This is a genomic window from Roseateles aquae (genome assembly GCF_032337115.1).
GTDB classification, from domain to species: domain Bacteria; phylum Pseudomonadota; class Gammaproteobacteria; order Burkholderiales; family Burkholderiaceae_C; genus Roseateles_C; species Roseateles_C aquae.
Genome location: NZ_JAVXZY010000009.1, coordinates 93244 through 111088 on the forward strand (window position 1 = coordinate 93244; position 17845 = coordinate 111088).

Annotated in this window: 18 protein-coding genes and 1 pseudogene; 12 read left to right on the top strand and 7 right to left on the bottom strand. The window is 66.5% G+C overall.

Annotated elements, in window-relative coordinates:
* The first annotated feature begins 4 nt into the window (after positions 1-4).
* On the top strand, positions 5-1009 hold the full coding sequence (locus tag RQP53_RS19400; protein WP_315652340.1) for a response regulator: 1005 nt from the start codon (positions 5-7) through the stop codon (positions 1007-1009).
* Between the two features lie 16 nt (positions 1010-1025).
* On the opposite strand, the pseudogene RQP53_RS19405 reads toward RQP53_RS19400, so the two are convergent.
* Both RQP53_RS19405 and RQP53_RS19415 read right to left on the bottom strand, forming a co-directional pair.
* Positions 1026-1703 (bottom strand): annotated as a pseudogene (locus RQP53_RS19405) (class II aldolase/adducin family protein); the annotation flags it as partial.
* Positions 1704-2102: 399 nt separating this feature from the next.
* A complete protein-coding gene (locus RQP53_RS19415) occupies positions 2103-3092 on the bottom strand; it encodes a helix-turn-helix domain-containing protein (protein WP_315652341.1) in 990 nt (329 codons plus the stop codon).
* A 150-nt stretch (positions 3093-3242) separates the two neighbouring features.
* Here RQP53_RS19415 and RQP53_RS19420 point away from each other — a divergent pair, with 150 nt between their 5' ends.
* The gene (locus tag RQP53_RS19420; protein WP_315652342.1) at positions 3243-4052 is read left to right on the top strand and encodes an MBL fold metallo-hydrolase; all 810 of its coding nucleotides are present in this window, start codon (positions 3243-3245) and stop codon (positions 4050-4052) included.
* A gap of 10 nt (positions 4053-4062) precedes the next feature.
* Here RQP53_RS19420 and RQP53_RS19425 read toward each other — a convergent pair whose 3' ends face one another.
* Positions 4063-4596 carry a hypothetical protein gene (locus RQP53_RS19425; RefSeq protein WP_315652343.1) on the bottom strand — a complete coding sequence of 178 codons (534 nt, stop codon included), beginning with the start codon at positions 4594-4596 and terminating at the stop codon, positions 4063-4065.
* Positions 4597-4734: 138 nt separating this feature from the next.
* Between RQP53_RS19425 and RQP53_RS19430 the strand changes: the two genes are divergently transcribed.
* Positions 4735-5706 carry a chromate resistance protein ChrB domain-containing protein gene (locus RQP53_RS19430; RefSeq protein WP_315652344.1) on the top strand — a complete coding sequence of 324 codons (972 nt, stop codon included), beginning with the start codon at positions 4735-4737 and terminating at the stop codon, positions 5704-5706.
* Between the two features lie 242 nt (positions 5707-5948).
* On the opposite strand, the gene RQP53_RS19435 is transcribed toward RQP53_RS19430, so the two are convergent.
* Entirely contained in the window at positions 5949-6206 is a 258-nt protein-coding gene (locus tag RQP53_RS19435) for a DUF3297 family protein (RefSeq protein WP_315652345.1), read from the bottom strand.
* 272 nt (positions 6207-6478) lie between these two features.
* Between RQP53_RS19435 and RQP53_RS19440 the strand changes: the two genes are divergently transcribed.
* Positions 6479-8008 carry a serine hydrolase domain-containing protein gene (locus RQP53_RS19440; RefSeq protein ID WP_315652346.1) on the top strand — a complete coding sequence of 510 codons (1530 nt, stop codon included), beginning with the start codon at positions 6479-6481 and terminating at the stop codon, positions 8006-8008.
* Positions 8009-8030: 22 nt separating this feature from the next.
* Here the strand turns inward: RQP53_RS19440 and RQP53_RS19445 are convergent, their stop codons facing one another.
* From RQP53_RS19445 to RQP53_RS19455, 3 genes are read right to left on the bottom strand one after another with little or no spacing between them, the layout of a single operon-like run.
* Complete coding sequence (locus RQP53_RS19445; RefSeq protein WP_315652347.1) at positions 8031-8534, bottom strand: DinB family protein; 504 nt, start codon at positions 8532-8534, stop codon at positions 8031-8033.
* A 37-nt stretch (positions 8535-8571) separates the two neighbouring features.
* The gene (locus RQP53_RS19450) at positions 8572-8841 is read right to left on the bottom strand and encodes a DUF2798 domain-containing protein (RefSeq protein ID WP_315652348.1); all 270 of its coding nucleotides are present in this window, start codon (positions 8839-8841) and stop codon (positions 8572-8574) included.
* Complete coding sequence (locus RQP53_RS19455; RefSeq protein WP_315652349.1) at positions 8838-9269, bottom strand: GNAT family N-acetyltransferase; 432 nt, start codon at positions 9267-9269, stop codon at positions 8838-8840. The genes RQP53_RS19450 and RQP53_RS19455 overlap by 4 nt, the downstream gene beginning before the upstream one ends.
* A 152-nt stretch (positions 9270-9421) precedes the next feature.
* On the opposite strand from RQP53_RS19455, the gene RQP53_RS19460 reads away from it, so the two are divergent.
* The 8 genes from RQP53_RS19460 (at position 9422) to urtA (ending at position 17825) form a co-directional block, all read left to right on the top strand.
* Positions 9422-11134 (top strand): tetratricopeptide repeat protein, encoded by a 1713-nt coding sequence (locus RQP53_RS19460; protein ID WP_315652350.1) that lies wholly within the window; start codon positions 9422-9424, stop codon positions 11132-11134.
* A 922-nt stretch (positions 11135-12056) separates the two neighbouring features.
* Positions 12057-12647 (top strand): TetR/AcrR family transcriptional regulator, encoded by a 591-nt coding sequence (locus tag RQP53_RS19465; RefSeq protein ID WP_315652351.1) that lies wholly within the window; start codon positions 12057-12059, stop codon positions 12645-12647.
* 192 nt (positions 12648-12839) lie between these two features.
* Positions 12840-13625: an SDR family NAD(P)-dependent oxidoreductase gene (locus RQP53_RS19470; protein ID WP_315652352.1), complete on the top strand. Its 786-nt coding sequence runs from the start codon at positions 12840-12842 to the stop codon at positions 13623-13625.
* Between the two features lie 71 nt (positions 13626-13696).
* Positions 13697-14059, top strand: coding sequence for a hypothetical protein (locus RQP53_RS19475; protein WP_315652353.1), 363 nt, complete (start codon positions 13697-13699; stop codon positions 14057-14059).
* Between the two features lie 148 nt (positions 14060-14207).
* Positions 14208-14354: a DUF3149 domain-containing protein gene (locus RQP53_RS19480; protein WP_315652354.1), complete on the top strand. Its 147-nt coding sequence runs from the start codon at positions 14208-14210 to the stop codon at positions 14352-14354.
* 114 nt (positions 14355-14468) lie between these two features.
* Positions 14469-15119 carry a hypothetical protein gene (locus RQP53_RS19485; protein ID WP_315652355.1) on the top strand — a complete coding sequence of 217 codons (651 nt, stop codon included), beginning with the start codon at positions 14469-14471 and terminating at the stop codon, positions 15117-15119.
* 129 nt (positions 15120-15248) lie between these two features.
* Entirely contained in the window at positions 15249-16364 is a 1116-nt protein-coding gene (locus RQP53_RS19490; RefSeq protein WP_315652356.1) for a serine hydrolase domain-containing protein, read from the top strand.
* Between the two features lie 177 nt (positions 16365-16541).
* On the top strand, positions 16542-17825 hold the full coding sequence (gene urtA / locus RQP53_RS19495) for an urea ABC transporter substrate-binding protein (RefSeq protein WP_315652357.1): 1284 nt from the start codon (positions 16542-16544) through the stop codon (positions 17823-17825).
* Positions 17826-17845 lie beyond the last annotated feature (20 nt).

The window sequence follows — 17845 nt, forward strand, 5'->3', positions numbered from 1 at the left end:
CACCATGAACACCAGCGCCCGCCCGGCCACGCTCGATCGCAGCGGTGCGCTGGTGCTGATCGTCGACGATGTGCCGGACAACCTCGCCCTGCTGCACGATGCGCTCGACGAATCCGGCTACACCGTGCTGGTTGCCACCAGCGGCGAGAGCGCCTTGCAGCGTGCCGCCCAGGCCCTACCCGACATCGTGCTGCTGGACGCGGTGATGCCCGGCGGCATCGATGGCTTCGAGGTCGCCCGCCGGCTCAAGGCCAGCCCGGGCACCGCCGCCATTCCCATCGTCTTCATGACCGGGCTGACCGAGACCGAACACCTGGTCGCCGCGCTGGAGGCCGGCGGCAGCGACTACGTCACCAAGCCGATCAAGCCCAAGGAAGTGCTGGCACGCATGCAGGTCCATCTGCGCGGCGCTCAGCAGGCCCATCAGGCCCACCAGGCCACGCAGACCCGGCGCGCGCTCGACGCCTTCGGCTACGCCAGCCTGAGCGTGCGCGCCAGCGATGGCCGGCTGCTCTGGCAGACGCCGCTGGCCCGCGAGCTGCTGTTGCGCTACTACGGCAGCAGCGGCCCGCTGCTGCCGGCCGCCGTGCTGGCCTGGCTACAGCAGCATCTGTCGGCCGCCGAGCGTGAAGGGCTGGAGCCGCCGCGGCTCAGCGCCGAACTGGGTGCGCAGCGGCTCAGCATCGCCCTGCACCAGCAGATCGAGGCCGCCGATGAAGACGGCAGCGGCGGCGAATGGCTGCTGGTGATGCGTGAGAGCTCGGATCTGGCGCTGATCGAACAGCTCGGCCTGGCGCTGCGCCTGACCGCGCGCGAGGCCGAGGTGCTGTACTGGGTGGTCAAGGGCAAGATCAATCGCGACATTGCCGACATCGTCGGCGCCAGCCCGGCCACGGTGAAAAAACACCTGGAACGCATCCACGCCAAGCTCGGCGTCGAAACCCGCACCGCCGCCGCCGCGCTGACGATCAGCCGGATGCACCAGCTGCATCCGCAGTGGGAGCTCTGAGGCCTGTCGCCAAGCCTCAAACGTCGTAGCCGGGATTGCGCCGATCCAGCTCGCGCAAGAGGCTGGGCCAGACAAACTTGGCGCCCATGCCGCCGGTCTGCACCCGGTGCGATTCGGCCGTGCCGGCGATGATGCGTGGGTCGACCTCGACCAGCGGGCCGCCAGCCTGGGCGCTGATCTGGATCTGGCAGGCGCTCTCGAACACATACATGGCCAGGAAGGCGTCCGCCGTGCCCTTGCCCACCGTCAGCAGGCCGTGATTGCGCAGGCACAGAAAGGTCTTGTCGCCCAGATCGGCCTGCAGCCGCGGCTGCTCATCCTCGCGGATGGCCACGCCTTCGTAGTCGTGATAGGCCAGCGAGGCCAGCACAAAAGTGCTTTGCTGCGAGATCGGCAGCACACCGCAGCGCTGTGCCGACACCGCCACGCCGGCACGGGTATGGGTGTGCAGCACGCAGCCCACGTCCTCACGCGCCGCATGGATGGCCGAGTGAATCACGAAGCCGGCCTGGTTCACTGGAAACGGCGAGTCATCAAGCTTGTTGCCCTGCAAGTCAATCTTGACCAGGCTGGACGCGGTGATCTCGTTGAACATCAGCCCATAGGGATTGATCAGAAAGTGATGCTCCGGCCCGGGCAGCCGGCGGCTGATGTGGGTGAAGATCAGATCGCTCCAGCCGTATAGCGCTACAAGGGCCTGCTAGCCCTAGCTTTGCCTGATGCGTTGCCCCAGAAATGGCCGTGAACAAGGCGCAAAACGAAACCGGGGCGCACCCCCGGTGAGGCTTTGCAACGACGTGCACGGCCATTTCTGGGGCAACCCTCCGGGAGAGGGGCTCCAAGGGCCCCACTCGTTGTTGAACTCCTCGCCCAGGCGGCCAGCCTGGGCATCGTCGTCCGCCTAGATTGAGGCCCTTGGTGCCCCTCTCGCACAGGCAAAGCTAGGGCTAACAGGCCCTATCCGGTAGCAGGCCGCGAGATCGACGCGCAGCTGCCACTCCTCGGGCGATACCTTGTCTTTCAGCGAGGGGATGTCCATGGCTTTGTCTCTAGATGTGCAGCCCATCATGCAGGCGTATCGGGCGCCGCGCCGTCATGCCCGCGACAGCGTGGGCGCCCGCCGCGCATAGGCCTGCCGGTACTCACCCGGCGTCATGCCGGTGGCCTGGCGGAACATCCGGTGCAGCGCCGCCTCGCTGCTGAAACCAAAGCCATCGGCCATCGTCTTCAGTGGCTCCTCCCCCTGCGTCAGCCGCTCGGCCACCTGGCGCAGCTTGACCAGGCGCAGCCAGCGCGCCGCCGGCATGCCGGTTTCGTCCTGCACTCGGCGGCACAGCGTGCGCCGCGACAGTGCCAATGCCGCCGCGGCCTGCTGCAGATCGAGTGACTGCGCCGGTGTGCCCTGCGCGAACAGCAGCAGCTGGCGCAGCCAGGCCGGCTCGGCCTTCATCAGCTCGACCGAGGCAAACACCGGATCGCGCAGTCGCGGCTGCGGCAGCATCAGCACCTCCTGCACCTCCTGCAGCGCCGCCGGCGGCAGCAGCGCCTGCAGCTGCGCCAGCAGCAGGGGCAGATAGCCGCTGGCACCGGCGGCAGTGAGCAGGCCACGGTCCTGCACCAGCGGCTGATCAAAGCGCCAGCGCACCTTGGGAAAGCGCCGCCGCAGCAGGGCTTCCATCCACCAGGTGGCGGTCGCCTCCCGGCCATTGAGCCGGCCGCTGGCGGCCAGCAGCGGCACGCCGGCGCAGTAGCTCCAGAGTTCGCAGGACAGTGTTGCCAGCCTCGCAATCAAAGGCGCCTGGGCCTGCAGCAGCTGCTGCAACTCGGCCTCGCTGGCCACCCAGAGCCCGGGCAGCAGCAGCGCATCCAGATCGGCGCAGCCGCGCGCATCCAACGCCGCCTCGGCCTGCAAGGCCGGCCCATGAGCCGGCTTCAGCGCCGCGCCCTCTGGCCCGGTCAAGCTGAGCCAGCGTAGCCGGATCAGCTCATGCCCGGCGCGCAGATTGGCCGCAGACACCAGATCGGCCACCGCATACAGCCCGGCGGGCATGCAGCCCTCGAAGAGCAGCAGGCCCAGCGCCACGGGCGCGGGGCTTGCCGGCCTCTTGACTGGCGTGCGTGCAGCTTGCGCAGGGTTTGGCATGTTTTGATCAGAACTCTTCCGTTTTTGCCATTTTGCGCTCAGGCCGGCGCTCGAACAATCCAGCCATCACCAACGCCCAATGGCCTACACATGTTGATCACCCAAATCCGCAATGCCACGCTGATGCTCGAATTCCACAGCGAGGGCCAGGCCATCGGTCTGCTGGTCGATCCCATGCTCGCCCCCAAAGCTGCCCTGCCCAGCCTCAAATACTTCGGTGGGCAGCGCCGTCGCAACCCGCTGGTCGAACTGCCCATCGGCAGCGAGGCGCTGCTGGCGCGGGCCAGCCACGCGCTGATCACGCACTGCCAGCGCGGCCATTTCGACCACCTCGATCGCGCCGGCAAGCGCTGGCTGCGCGAGCACGATGTGCCGCTGCTGTGCATGCCACGCGACGAGGCCTATCTGCGCGAGCGCGGCCTCAGGACGCAGCCGCTGTCAGCCAGCGGACGCCAGCCCTTTTTCAATGGCTTCATCACACCGGTGCCCTGCGTGCATGGCGAGGGCTGGGTCGGCCGGCTGATGGAGCACGGCCACGGCTTTCTTGTCGAGCTGCCCGGTGAACCCAGCGTCTACCTGGCCGGCGACACCGTGGACTGCGCGGCCCTGCGCCACTGCCTGGGCACGCTCAGGCCCGATATTGCCGTGCTGCCGGCCGGCGGCGCGCGCTTCGATCTGGGCGGCGACATCCTGCTGGGCGTCGACGACGTGGCGCGGCTGGCAGGCGACTACCCGGAGCTGTTCATCGTCGCCAATCATCTTGAGGCGCTGGATCATTGCCCCGGCACGCGCGCCGCGCTGCGTCAGCACGCCGTCCGCCAAGGCTGGCAGCAGCGGCTGTGGCTGCCCGAAGACGGCGAAGCGCGCCAATTCAAAGCTGCTGTGCCCGCCTTGGCCTGAATGGCAACGATCAGGGGGCGGTCCGGCTCAGCCCATCCAGCAGCTGATCGATACGGCGCTTCATCGTGTCCCTGGCCTGCACATAGCTCTTGCTGACCGCTGGGATGTCATTCCATTGCTCGAGCCGAGCGGGGTCCAGATACGCGGGCAAACGCTCCACACCGATGCTCACCACCTTGGGCGCGCGGCCGGACTGCTCCGCCGTCAGCGCCTGAGGCCGTGCGAACGGCTGAAGATCGATACCATCGGCCAGCAATCCCTGGGCCGTGGCGCCCTGCAGCGCGGCATCGGGACTCAGGCCGCGCGACACGGCGCGCCACGCCAGGCCACGCGCTGCCGCCATCTGATTGAAGTAGGCGGCCGCGATCACGCTTTTGGCCGAGCCATGCTCACAGACGAACACCAGCTCCTTGCCGCTTTCAGCTGTGGCGGCCAGCGCTTCGGCCGACGTAGCGCCTTGCGCCATGCTACTGCCCACGGCAAGCGCAAGCGTTGCGAACAGGGCCGCACGGCACAGAACTTGTGTTCCCCACTGCTTGATCATCATTGCTCTCCTGGCTGGGCTGCTGGTCTTGCTGGCCGCGGCTCGCCGCAGCAGTTGTCGCTGCGCGGCTGGCGCTACCTACAGGTTTCATTGGAGTCGCAATTTGTAGCGATGTCAACAACATGTTCTAATCACTACATGAACACCAAGGCCTATCTGCTGCTGATCCTGAGCCTGCCCAACGACAACGCCACCGCGCGCATGCGCGCATGGCGGGCGCTGAAGGCCTGCGGCGCTGGCGTCTTGCGTGATGGCGCCTATCTGCTGCCCGAGACCGAGGCGCAGCGCGAGCGGTTGGAGGCGATTGCAGCCGATGTCAGGGCCCATGCGGGCAGCGCCCACCTGATTCAGGTCGACGGTGCGGCGCATGCCGACTGGCCGGCGCTCTTTGATCGCAGCGGTGACTGGGCCGCGCTGCTGGCCGAGCTGCACGGTCTGCGCGCGCAGCTGCAGCCCGGCAGCGCGCTGGAGACGCTCAAGCAATTGCGCAAGCTGGCCAAGGCATTGAGTCAGCTGCAGGCGATCGACTACTTTCCCGGCCCCGCGCAGCAGCAGGCGCTCAGCACTTTCAGCAGCCTGGAGCAAGACGCTCACGCAGCCCTGTCGCCCAGCGAGCCGCGGGCGCGGCCGGCCACCGCCATCCTGCGCCTGCGCGTCGAAGACTATCAAGGCCGCCTATGGGCCACCCGTGCCCGGCCCTGGGTCGACCGGCTGGCCTGTGCCTGGTTGATTCGACGCTTCATCGACACCCGCGCGCAGCTGCTCTGGCTCAAGCATCCCAAGGACTGCCCCAAACGGGCCTTGGGCTTTGACTTCGACGGCGCGATGTTTGGCCATGTCGGCGAACGCGTCAGCTTCGAAACCCTGCTGGCGGCCTTCGGGCTGGAAACGCCGGCGCTGCTGCGGCTCGGGCGCTTGGTGCACGGGCTTGACGCGGGCGGCGTGCAAGCCCCCGAAGCGGCAGGCGTGGAACAGATTCTGGGCGGCATGTTCACGGCCATCACCGACGACGACCAATTGCTCGTCGCCGCGGCCGGCATCTTCGAAGGCCTCTGGCGCTCCTTCGAGGTCGAGGCCAGCGGCGGCGCCGCGACCAAGCCCCAGCCATGAATGCCTGCCACCTTGCCCCAGCCTGGTGCTTTATGCCCCAGTGCCAAGATGCCGCCATGCACCTGGATGGACCAAGACATTGCGCCAACACGGCTCGGCGCAAAAAAAGCCCCAGGCCATGCGCAGCAGCGTAGGGACTGGGGCTTGAATCCACCCAGGGGCGGTGGAGGAGACAACTGGACTTGGATTAGCTACAGCAGCTTCCGTGCCAGGTCTTGCCTTCCCTGGGCCTGCGCGGCAGCTCAGCGGTAGAACGCCTCGACCGTGCCCTTGATCTTGATCAGCAAGGGGCGGCCCTTGCGGTCCACCGTGCGGCCGGCCGGTACCTTGACCCAGCCCTCACTGATGCAGTATTCCTCGACGTCAAAGCGTTCCTTGCCATTGAGGCGGATGCCAATGTCGCGCTCGAACACGGCGGCAATGTGGAAGGGGCTGGCCGGGTCGACCGACAGGCGGTCGGGCATGGCTTCGGTCGTGGTGTTCGGCGTGGTGTCGGACATGGTGTCTGGCTTTCTGAAGGCTGGGTGCCGGCCCGACGGCCGGCGTGAGGAACAGATTTTCCCGGATTTGAGCTTCATTCTCGCCGCGCCGTGGCGCGCCGCGCCGCTCGAGGCCTTGTCAGCCCTCAGCCACCACAGGCCTGCAGGCTCACAAAACGCAGCTAGTCCCCCCGAAATCGCAGTTGGTCGAACGAGCCCAGCCAAGGGCGGCGAGGCTTGGCTACAGTCGCCGGTTTGAGGGCCGCAGGCCCCGCTGCGAGGAGGCCCCGGCTATGAGAACCCTGACCCTGCTGGCCATCTGCGCCGGCCTGACGGCCTGTGCCAGCATCAAGCCCGAGCTGCCGCTGCCCCTGCCGGATCTGCTTCCGCCCAGCGCGCTTGAGCTGTTGCAGACCCAGCTCAGCGACGATGTGCGGGCCGGCAAGCTGGTGTCGGTGTCATATGCGCTGGTGCAGCGCGGCCGTATCGTCCACGAGGCCGCCGTCGGCTGGGCCGACCAGGCGCAACAACGGGCGGCCACGCCGCACACGCCCTATCCGCTCGCCTCACTGTCCAAGCCGCTGCTGGCCACGGCGGTGGTGCGACTCAGCGAGCAGGGCCGGCTCGATCTTGACGCGCCGGCACGCCGCTACCTGCCCGAGCTGCCGAGCGATTTCACGGCCAGCGTGCGCCAGTTGCTGATGCACAGCTCGGGTCTGCCCGGCTATGCGCGGATCTGCTGGCGCGACCAGGGCCATGAGTCGCGCCCCGATCCCGCCTCCGCCCGCCCGCATGCCTTTGCCGCCCAACCGCCTGGCCGCCTGTTTGAATACTCGAACCTCGGCTATGGCCTGCTCGGCCAGATCGTTAGCGCGCAAAGCGGCCAGCCGCTCGACCGCCATCTGCAGCAGCAGTTGTTCGCGCCGCTCGGCATGCAGGACAGCAGTTTGCCCGAGAGCTATGCGCCGCCCGAGGGGGCCGCGCACAAGTACGACAGCCGCGGCCAGCAGCTGCCCGATACCTGGAACGACACCCCCGGAGCCGGCAATCTTTACGCCAGCGCCCATGACCTGGCTCGCTTTGCCGCCTTTCAGCTCGGCGATGCCGACGCCGCAGCACAGGCGTTGCTGACGCCCCAGAACCGACAGCTGATGCAGCAAGCAGCCGAGCCGAACGCGCATTACGCCTACTATGGCAGCGCCCGCTATGGCCTGGGCTGGTACCACCGCCGCAGTGCGCAGGGCGAGCCCCTGGTCTGGCACGAGGGCGGCATGCCCGGTGCCAGCAGCCTGCTGCTGATGCTGCCCGAGCGCCATCTGGCCGTGGTCGTGCTGATGAATAGCAATGACGGCAATGCCCGAGCTCAATCGATTGCCAACACCTTGCTGCGCAGCGTCCTGCCCGGGTACACCGCGGTGAGCCTGGACGCCAGCGACGGCTTGCAGGCTTACGCCGGTGATGCCGCGTTGCGGGGCCGTTGGAGCGGTGAGATCCTGGTCGACGGCCGGCCGCTGCGCTGGGCGCTGCGCTTTGACGAACACGGTGACATCAGCGCCGAGTTTCCCGATCGCCCGGCTGACAGTGGCTTGCCGCAACAGCTGCGCTTCAACGCGCTACAAAGCGGCCCGCTATTGCTGGCGACGCTGCCGGTCCGCCTGCCTGCTTCGGGGGTGTCACAGCGGGGCCAAACCGGCTACCTGCTCCTGCGCCTTTGGCGCGAGGGCGAAACGCTCAAGGGCAGCGCCACCGCCTATGCGGCCGAGGACCGGCTGGAGCACCTGCTGCCCTTCCCGGCACAGCTGAGGCGCGAGGTCTCGCCCTGAGCCTTACCCTCGACGGCCCGGCTCAACCGCGCCGCTGTGGCTCGCTCTCGTGCAGAAAACCGGTGAAGACGTCGCGCGGCGCGGTCAGGCCCACCTGGCTCAGGATGCGGCCGATGGCGCCTCGGTGGTAGGTGCCGTGCGTGATCAGATGGCTTAGCATTTCCGCGCGCGTCATCGTCGCCGGGCTGGCGTCGGTGAAGGCAAAACGCACGGGCTGGTCCAGCTCGGTCTCAGCCGCGGAGGTCAGCCAGTCGATGAACCAGACATTGGTCTGCCCTACCTCGCTGAGCAGATCCGGCAGCGTTGGCGTTTCCACCGTGTTCGTCGCCGTGTAGCCATGCGGCTGCGCCTGCAGATGGGCCGCAAAGATGCGGTCGACCACATGGATGTGATTCAGCAGGCGGATGGCCAGGTGCCGCTCGCTGGCATGGGCCTCGCCATCGATCTTGGCCACCTCGGCGAACAAGGCCTCATCGGCCCAGGCCTTGTACTTGAACAGCGACAGCAGCAGTGCAGATGCGCTCATCTCTTGCTTCCTTTGTAAATTTGGCCCGAGGCCAGGTTCAGTCCTGGCGCACCAGCAGCGCCGTCAATCGCTTTACCAGCGGCAGCACCGCCAGCAACACCGGGAAGGCCACCAGCCAGGAAATGCCCCAGGCACCGAGCCAGCGCTGCAGCAGGTCGGGCACCCAGCCGAGGCCGCGCAGCGTAGCGATGAAGGAGACGATGCAGGTCATCAGCAGCGACAGCAGCAGCGGCATCACGATGCCGGCGTAGTGCGGCGGCAGCTTGTGCAGGCGCCAGCGCGCGGCACGCTCAGGGGGCAGGCTCACCGTCCCGCCTGAACCGGCTTGTGCATGGCCATGCCCACCGAGCGCGGCGCCGTGTGCTTGAAGCCGAACTGCGCATAGAGCTGGTCGGCCTGGCCGTCGGCGATCAGGCTGACGTAGCCGCCTTCGGGCAGCTCGGCATCAAGAAAGGCCTTGATCTCGGCCATGATGCGCTTGCCCAGGCCGCGGCCCTGGTGGGCCGGCAGCACCGCGATATCCACCACCTGATAGTGGCAACCGCCATCGCCGATCACCCGCCCCATGCCCACCGGCTCGCCTTGGTGGATCACCTGCACCGAGAACAGGCTGTTGGGCAGGCCGCGGGCCGCGCCAGCCTCGCTCTTGGCGCTGAGGCCGGCCCCCTTGCGCAAGGCCAGATAGGTGGCGATGGACGGGGTTTGCAGCAGCAGTTGGTAGTCGGTGTCGTGCATGGAAAAGGCTTGAGTGCGAGACGGCAAGCCCCGCATTCTGGCAGCCCTGATGAGCAGGCGCAGCGCCATTTCCACATGGCCTTGGACAGGGCACGGGCGCGGCGTGATACTGCGCCCACCCCTGCCCCTGGCCTTAGCCGAAAGCCCCCGCCGTGACTCATTCCAATCGCATGCGCCTGCCCTTGGCCGCGTCCACCCTGGCCATCCTCGGCGCCTGCGCCGTGCTGCCCTTCAGCCCCGACCGCAGCGCCACGGCACCCCAGCTCAGTGGCTTTGGCAAGGTCAGCCTCGCGCCCAGCCAGGCCAACGACGCGGCGCGGCGCCTGTTCGCCCAGGGCCTGACCCAGGCCTATGCCTTCAACGAACAAGAGGCCGTGCGCGCCTTCAAGGCGGCGCTGGCGCAAGACCCCGATTGCGCGCTGTGCGCCTGGGGCGTGGCCTATGCGCAAGGCCCCAATATCAACAACACCGATCGTGGCGACCTGAGCGAGGCGCTGCGCCATGTCGATTACGCGCTCAAGCATGCGGCCACAGCCACACCGCTGGAGCGCGCGCTGATCGAATCGCTGGCGCTGCGCTATGGCCATGCCAGCGAGGCCCGCAATACCGCGCCGCTGCAAGCCGCCGTCTGCGGCGCCCTGGGTGCCGAGAAGCAGGAAGACCGCGCCGACCCGCTGGACATCGCCTATGCCGAGCGCATGCGCGAGCTGGTCAAGCGTTTCCCTGGCGATGCCGACGTGCTGAGCTTCTATGCCGAGGCCGAGATGGTGGCCACCCGCGATGACTGGTGGGACCCGGTCAGCGGCAAGCCGGCCGGCCGCATCGGCGAGCTGGCCAGCCAGTTGGAGGCCGGCCTGGCCTTGCATCCCGAACACACCGGGCTGAACCACTTCATGATCCATGCCGTCGACGCCCCCGGCGTCGCCGCCCGCGCCGAGGCCGCCGCCGACCGGCTGGGTGCGCTGGCACCGCTGTCGCCGCATCTGCTGCACATGCCCTCGCATACCTATGCCCAGCTGGGCCGCTATGCCGACGCCACCCGCGTCAACCAAGAGGCCAACGCGGCCGACGAGCGGATGATGGCCCTGCTGAAGACGCAGAACTTCAGCGTCAGCAAGGACTGGCGCCACCACAACACCCACTTCCAATGGTTCGGCGCGGTGATGGAAGGCCGCGGCGAGCTGGCCCTGGCCTCGGCGCGCGCCGCCGCCGCGCTGGGCACCGGCGACTACAGCTATGCCGAGTACCAGCGCAGCCTGCCCATCATGACCCTGATGCGCCTGCAACGTTGGGATGCCGTGCTGCAAGAGCCGCTGCCCAGCGGCAACCATGGCCTGGCCACGGTGCTGGGCGAGCTGGCCCGCGGCACCGCGCTGGCGCGCACCGACCGCCTGGACGAAGCCCGCGCCTCGCTGGCCAAGCTCGAGCCAGCAGCCGCGGCCCTGCTGGACAAGAACAAGGGCAGCAGCCTCTTCGCCAAGCGGCTCAGCAGCCTGGCGCTGAGCGCACAGCTGCAGCTGCGCGCCGAAGTGGCGCTGGCCGAGCACAAGACCGACGAAGCGCTGCGCCTACAGGCCGAGGCCGCCACAGCCGCCCTGGAAGCCGATCGCAACGAGCCGCCGATGCTGGCCGGCAGCGCCCGGCTGACCCTGGCCGCCATGCAGTTGCAAAACGGTCGCTTGAGCGAGGCCGAGGCCAGCTACCGGCAAAGCCTGAAGGAGTTCCCGCACAGCGGCTGGGCCCTGCAGGGCCTGAGCCGCAGCCTGGCGGCGCAGGGCAAACCCCGCGAGGCCGCCGCCCTGCAGCCTGAGTTGGCGCGCAGCTGGAAGCTGGCTGACGCGACGCTGCGCGGCGAGCAGCGCTGAGGGTCAAAATCCAACACGAGCACACCACAGAGCCACGGAGACACAGAGAAGAAAGCTTCAAAGCCTGATTGCTCTGTGTATTCCTCTGTGGCTCTTTGACTCTGCGGCTCAGTGCTTTGTTTGCAAAGAGAAGCACACCACAGAGCCGCGGAGACACAGAGAAGACAGCTTCAAAGCCTGATAGCTCTGTGCATTCCTCTGTGACTCTGCGGCTCTGTGCTTTGTTTGCAAAAAGAAGCACACCACAGAGCCACGGAGACACAGAGAAAGCTTTAAAGCCAGATTGCTCTGTGCATTCCTCTGTGGCTCGGTGACTCTGCGGCTCAGTGCTTTGTTTGCACAGAGAAGCACACCACAGAACCACGGAGACACAGAGAAGACAGCTTCAAAGCCTGATTGCTCTGTGCATTCCTCTGTGGCTCTGTGACTCTGCGGCTCAGTGCTTTGTTTGCAAAGAGAAGCACACCACAGAGCCGCGGAGACACAGAGAAGACAGCTTCAAAGCCTGATAGCTCTGTGCATTCCTCTGTGGCTCTGTGACTCTGCGGCTCAGTGCTTTGTTTGCAAAGAGAAGCACACCACAGAGCCACGGAGACACAGAGAAAGCTTTAAAGCCTGATTGCTCTGTGTATTCCTCTGTGGCTCTGTGACTCTGCGGCTCAGTGCTTTGTTTGCAAAGAGAAGCACACCACAGAGCCACGGAGACACAGAGAAGACAGCTTTAAAGCCTGATTGCTCTGTGTATTCCTCTGTGGCTCTGTGACTCTGTGGTTGGTTCAGGCCGATCAAGCACTGTCGAGCAAACAGACTCTCTGAAAGACCCCGAGAAATGCTCAGGCTTTCGATGCCGCGCCACAGCCTACCAACTAGTCGGCACACAATGCCACCCAGCACGACAGACAAGGCGCGCAGCAGCAGCACCATGAGCAGCAAGCATTTTTCCGAACTCGGCGACAGCGCCAGCCGTGTGCTGGATGCGGCCGAAGGCCTGATCCAGCAGCAGGGCTACAACGGCTTTTCCTACGATGACGTGGCGCGCCTGGTTGGCATCAAGAAGCCCAGCATCCACCACCACTTCGCCACCAAGGCCGAGTTGGCCGCTGTCGTGGCGCAGCGCTACACCCATCGCTTTCGCAGCGAGCTGCTGATCATCGAGGGCCGCCATGCCAAGGCGACCGACAGGCTGCTCGCCTATGCGGCGCTGTTCGAGCAGCGCTACACCCAGGATCGCGGCCTCTGCGTCTGCGGCATGCTGGGCGCCGAGGCGGCCAGCCTGGCAGAACCCGTGGCCGCCGAGGTGCAACTGTTCTTTCGCAGCAATCTGGACTGGCTCGCCGCGGTGATCAAGGAGGGCCAGCAGCAGGGTCTGCTGCGCAGCAGCGTCAAGCCGGCCGCCTTGGCCGAGGCCTGGCACAGCGCCATGCAGGGCGCCATGGTGCTGGGCCGCGGCCTGCAATCCGACCGCGGGCCGGCCCAGGTGGCCAAGTCGCTGCTCGCCACCCTGCTGGCCTGAGCCGCTGGCGGGCTGATGTCGCTCACAGAAGAATCCACGCAGCCAGACACTGCGCTCCTACATCTGCAGTGCAGGCGTCGGTGCTGAGCAGGCATCAAGTTCGACCGTTTCATTTCCCCCATGGCCGGACTGCCGGCCTTTTCTTTCCACCAACTACCTACCAATTAGTCGGTAGCTACAAAAGGACTCACCATGAACACAGATCGCGAATTCACCGGCAAGAAGCTGCTCGTCATCGGCGGCAGCAGCGGCATGGGCCTGGCCACGGCACGGCTGCTGCTGCAGCGTGGCGGTTCGGCCGTCCTGGTCGGCCAGCGCGCCGACAAGCTGGCCCAGGCCGTCGAGCAACTCAGCCCGCTCGGCCCGGTCTACAGCCTGCAGGCCGATTTGCGCGACGAGCAGTCACTGGCCCGCCTGCAACAACAATTGCGCGACGAGCACGGCGATATCGATCTGCTGCTCAATGCCGCCGGCGTGTTCGCGCCCAAGCCTTTTCTCGAGCACCAGCCGGCCGATTACGAGCCGTACATGCAGCTGAACAAGGCGCTGTTCTTCATCAGCCAGACGGTGGCGGCGCGCTGGGTCGCGCTGGGCAAACCGGGCGCCATCGTCAATATCGGCAGCATGTGGGCCAAGCAGGCGGTCGAGCTGACGCCGTCCTCCGCCTACTCGATGGCCAAGGCAGGCCTGCATGCGCTGACCCAGCATCTGGCCATGGAACTGGCCAGCCATCGCATCCGCGTCAACGCGGTCTCGCCTGCCGTCGTCGAGACGCCGATCTACGAGGGCTTCATCCCCAGGGCCGAGGTGCATGGCGCACTGCAAGGCTTCAACAGCTTCCACCCGATCGGCCGCGTCGGCCGTCCTGAGGACGTGGCCGAAGCGATTGCCTTTCTGCTATCGGAACGGGCCAGCTGGGTGACCGGCGCGATCTGGGATGTTGACGGCGGCGTGATGGCCGGGCGCAACAAGGGCTGAGCGGCTGCATTTTTTTGTCATGCCAGCTTAGACTCCTTGTGCACAGCCCCGGCCAGAGCAAGGAGACAGCGATGGCGCAGTACCCCACAGAGCTGGACGACAACAGCGGCCCGGACGACCTCGGCTGGATGGCACCCGGCTACCTGGCCACGCCGGCCGAGGCGTTGGAACGCATCCGGCAGATCTGCGCGATGCACGAGGAGCTGTTCGGCGCGCTGTTTGCGCTGATGGCCACCCATGGCTCACTGCCGCGCGAGATCCTGGCCGCCGCCATCAAGCAGTTTCGGCCCGACGCCCAGGCGCTCAGCAACGAAGACCTGGTAGGCCTGCTCACCGCCACGGTGAACGGCGGCCGCCAGGGCTTTGACGCGGTAATGCGCACCCGGCGCAGCACGCCGCGCAAGGCCGGCGCCGTGCCCTGGGCGGGCAGCTGAGCCGCCATCACCAAACTGGCTGATCCGCGTCAAAAGCGGGCCGCGTCTGCGTGCCAAGGCAAGCGTCTGATTGAGCCAGCGCAAACCGCCCCCGTCAGCCCGGGCGTGCAATGAAGACCTCTGCAACGCAAGCCATGAGGAGTCTGCGATGAGTGTCTTCAAGGATCTGTTCACTTCCGATGTCGGCCTGATGAGCGCCGCCGTGCTCGCCGTGGTGCTGGGCATGGGCGCCTTCTACATCCGCTACTTCCTGCGCCATATCGCCGAAGACAGTGCCGCCCAGGCACGGCGCTGAGCACGGCCTGGCCCATGCGCTGAAGCCATTTGAAGCGCGTCGCGTGCCTTTCGGCGCAGGAGCTCGATGTGATTAGACTGCCGCAGCGCCAAAGTGGCGCTGTGGAGTCTGCACGTGCTTGAAGTCCCGAAATTCATCAAACCCGTGGGCGGCGAGAAGGCCCCGCCCTGGTTTCATATCGCCGTGGCGCTGAGCATGGTGTTGAGCGCGGCAGCCTCGCTCGTCGGCGCCTTGCGCACCAGCGAGACGATGAAGGAGCTGGTCAACCAGAACGCGCGCATGGTGCGCGCCTCGTCAACCCCCATCCTGCAGTTCAACACCCGACGTCAGCACAGCGACACAGACGTCAGCTTCACGCTGGAGTTGAACAATGTGGGCACCGGCCTCGCGCAGGTCGCCTGGTTCGAACTCTTGCTCGATGGCAAGCCGGTCTCCAGCGGCGACACCCTGGTGCAGCTCTTGCGTGCCGCTCCCTCCGAGGGCGGGCAGGCCATCGTGGGTGGCAACTATTCGCGCGCCTCGATCACCGACACGGTGATCGCCGCCAAGGAGCAAACGCAGCTGTTCCAGTGGGGCGTCAGCAAGCGCAGCGCCGCCGAGCTGGAGCAGATCAATCAGCAGATCAAACAGCTCAAGCCACGCTTGGAAACGCGAGCCTGCTACTGCTCGGTGCTCGACGAATGCTGGGAGATCCATTCCCGCGCTTCACGCCCGCAGGCCGTCGCGCGATGCGAGGCCGCAGGGCACATCAGTTTTAACGATTGAAAACGATGGCATGACCTGTTTCACGGGCATTGTCACCCGCTATGCTGCGCCGCATCATGATCTTGGTGGAGGCGCACGATGGCGATCAATTGCAAGGCGACGAGGGGCGGCGCTGGCCACCGTCACGGGTTGCGACTGGCAGCCATCTGCCTGGCTTTCGCGAGCAGTGCCCAGGCTGAGTCGATCGGCCTCTCCCACCAGCAGCTTCAGCGCCTGGCCGAGCAGAACAAGGTCTGCCTGATCGTCGTCGCGCGGCTGCAGCACGGCCAACTCAGCGCCGTCGACAGCGCCAGTGCCTGCGAACAGCCCAGTGCCTCGCCCGAGGCGGTGTTCCAGGCCGCCTCGCTGGGCAAGCCGGTCTTTGCCTATGGCGTGCTGAAGCTGGCCGAGCGGCTGGGCAAGTCAGGCTTTGACCTCGACGCGCCGCTGTCGCGCTATCTGCCCCAGGGTTATCTGCACCAGCACAACCATGCCCGCCCCGAGCCCGGCCGGGCCGATCTGCTGCCGGCGGCGGCGCTGGAAAAAATCACCGCGCGGATGATTCTTCAGCATGGCACCGGCCTGCCCAACTGGAGCAGCGAGGCGCTGGTGCCCGAGCAGCCCGCTGGCCGCTGGAATTACTCTGGCGAGGGCTATCTGCTGCTGCAAGCCGCCATCGAAGCCATCAGCGGCCAGCCGCTCGATGTCTGGGCCCGCCAGGCCGTGTTCGAACCGCTGGGCATGACGCACTCCGACTTCCGCTGGAACGCCGAACGCACGCAGCCCGGCCTGGTGGATGGCCATGGTGCCAGCGGCAAGCCTCTGGGCATCAAGCCCATCCAACACCCGCGCGCCGCCTTCTCGCTGTACACCTCGGCGCCAGACTACGCCCGCTTCCTCGCCGCCGTGCTGGCCGACAAGGCCCTGCTCAAGACCGTGCTCGCCGCGCCGCTGCCGGTCGATCCGCAACTGGGCCTCAGCTGGGGCCTGGGCTGGGGCATTGCCGAGCGCCGCGCTGAAGCCGGCGCCGCCCCCGATCAGCTGATCTGGCACTGGGGCAGCAACTGGGGCTACCGCGCCTTCGTCGCCGCCTCGGCGCAGACCGGCGACGGCCTGGTGATGCTCAGCAATAGCGAGAACGGTCTGGCGCTGGCCGAGCCGCTCACCCTCCCGGTGCTGCCCGGATCACAGCCGCTGTTTCGCTTCTACATGCTGCGCAGTGGTGCTGCACACTGGCTGTGCAAGAACCTGGGCTGGTGCGGCTGAACATCAGTCAACCGCGCCCTCTGAGGCCGGGCATACGCCATCCGCCGTATAGCCCCGCGCGGCTTCGCTCCCTACATTGAACCCGTCCGCCCCGCTGCACCGTGCCCCCCCCGCCGGTGCCGCAGCGGCGACGCGTCCAACCCCATGACCGCCGCGGTCAAACAGGAGCGAACTGATATGCACACGACGATCAAGCGCCGAACTTTTTCCCTGCGCGCCCTGACGGCCGCCAGCGCCCTCACCGGCCTGAGCCTGGGCAGTTTGTCGGCCCAGGCGGCCGACACCATCAAGGTGGGCGTGCTGCACAGCCTATCGGGCACGATGGCGATTTCGGAGACGGTGCTCAAGGACACCGTGCTGATGGCCATCGACGAGATCAATGCCAAGGGCGGCGTGCTGGGCAAGAAGCTCGAACCGGTGGTGGTGGACCCGGCCTCGAACTGGCCGCTGTTTGCCGAGAAGACCAAGCAGCTGCTGACCCAGGACAAGGTCGCCGTGATCTTCGGCTGCTGGACCTCGGTGTCACGCAAGTCGGTGCTGCCGGTCGTCGAGGAGCTCAATGGCCTCCTGTTCTACCCGGTGCAGTACGAGGGCGAGGAGCTGTCCAAGAACGTGTTCTACACCGGCGCGGCGCCCAACCAGCAGGCGATTCCGGCGGTCGACTACCTGATGAGCAAGGACGGCGGCGCCGCCAAGCGCTGGGTGCTGCTGGGCACCGATTACGTCTATCCGCGCACCACCAACAAGATCCTGCGTGCCTACCTGCACAGCAAGGGCGTCAAGGACGCCGACATCGACGAGAAGTACACGCCCTTTGGCCACAGCGACTACCAGACCATCGTCGCCGACATCAAGAAGTTCTCGGCCGGCGGCAAGACCGCCGTGGTGTCGACCATCAACGGCGACTCCAACGTGCCCTTCTACAAAGAGCTGGGCAATGCCGGGCTGAAGGCCAAGGACGTGCCGGTGGTGGCCTTCTCGGTCGGCGAGGAAGAGCTGCGCGGCGTCGATACCAAGCCGCTGGTCGGCCATCTGGCAGCCTGGAACTACTTCATGTCGATCAAGAACCCGGCCAATACCGAGTTCATCAAGAAGTGGAGCGACTATGCGAAGGCCAAGGGCCTGGCCGGCCACAAGGACAAGCCGCTGACCAATGACCCGATGGAGGCGACCTACATCGGCATCAATATGTGGAAGCAGGCGGTCGAGAAGGCCAAGAGCACCGAAGTCGACAAGGTGATCGCCGCCATGGCCGGCCAGACCTTCACCGCCCCCTCGGGCATCACGTCCAAGATGGACGAGAAGAACCACCATCTGCACAAGTCCGTCTTCATCGGCGAGATCAAGGCCGACGGGCAGTTCAATGTGGTGTGGAAGACACCGGCACCGGTCAAGGCCAAGCCCTGGAGTCCGTTCATTGAGGGGAATGACAAGAAGGCCGATGAACCCCTGAAAAAGTGACCACCCCCTACCGGCTTCGC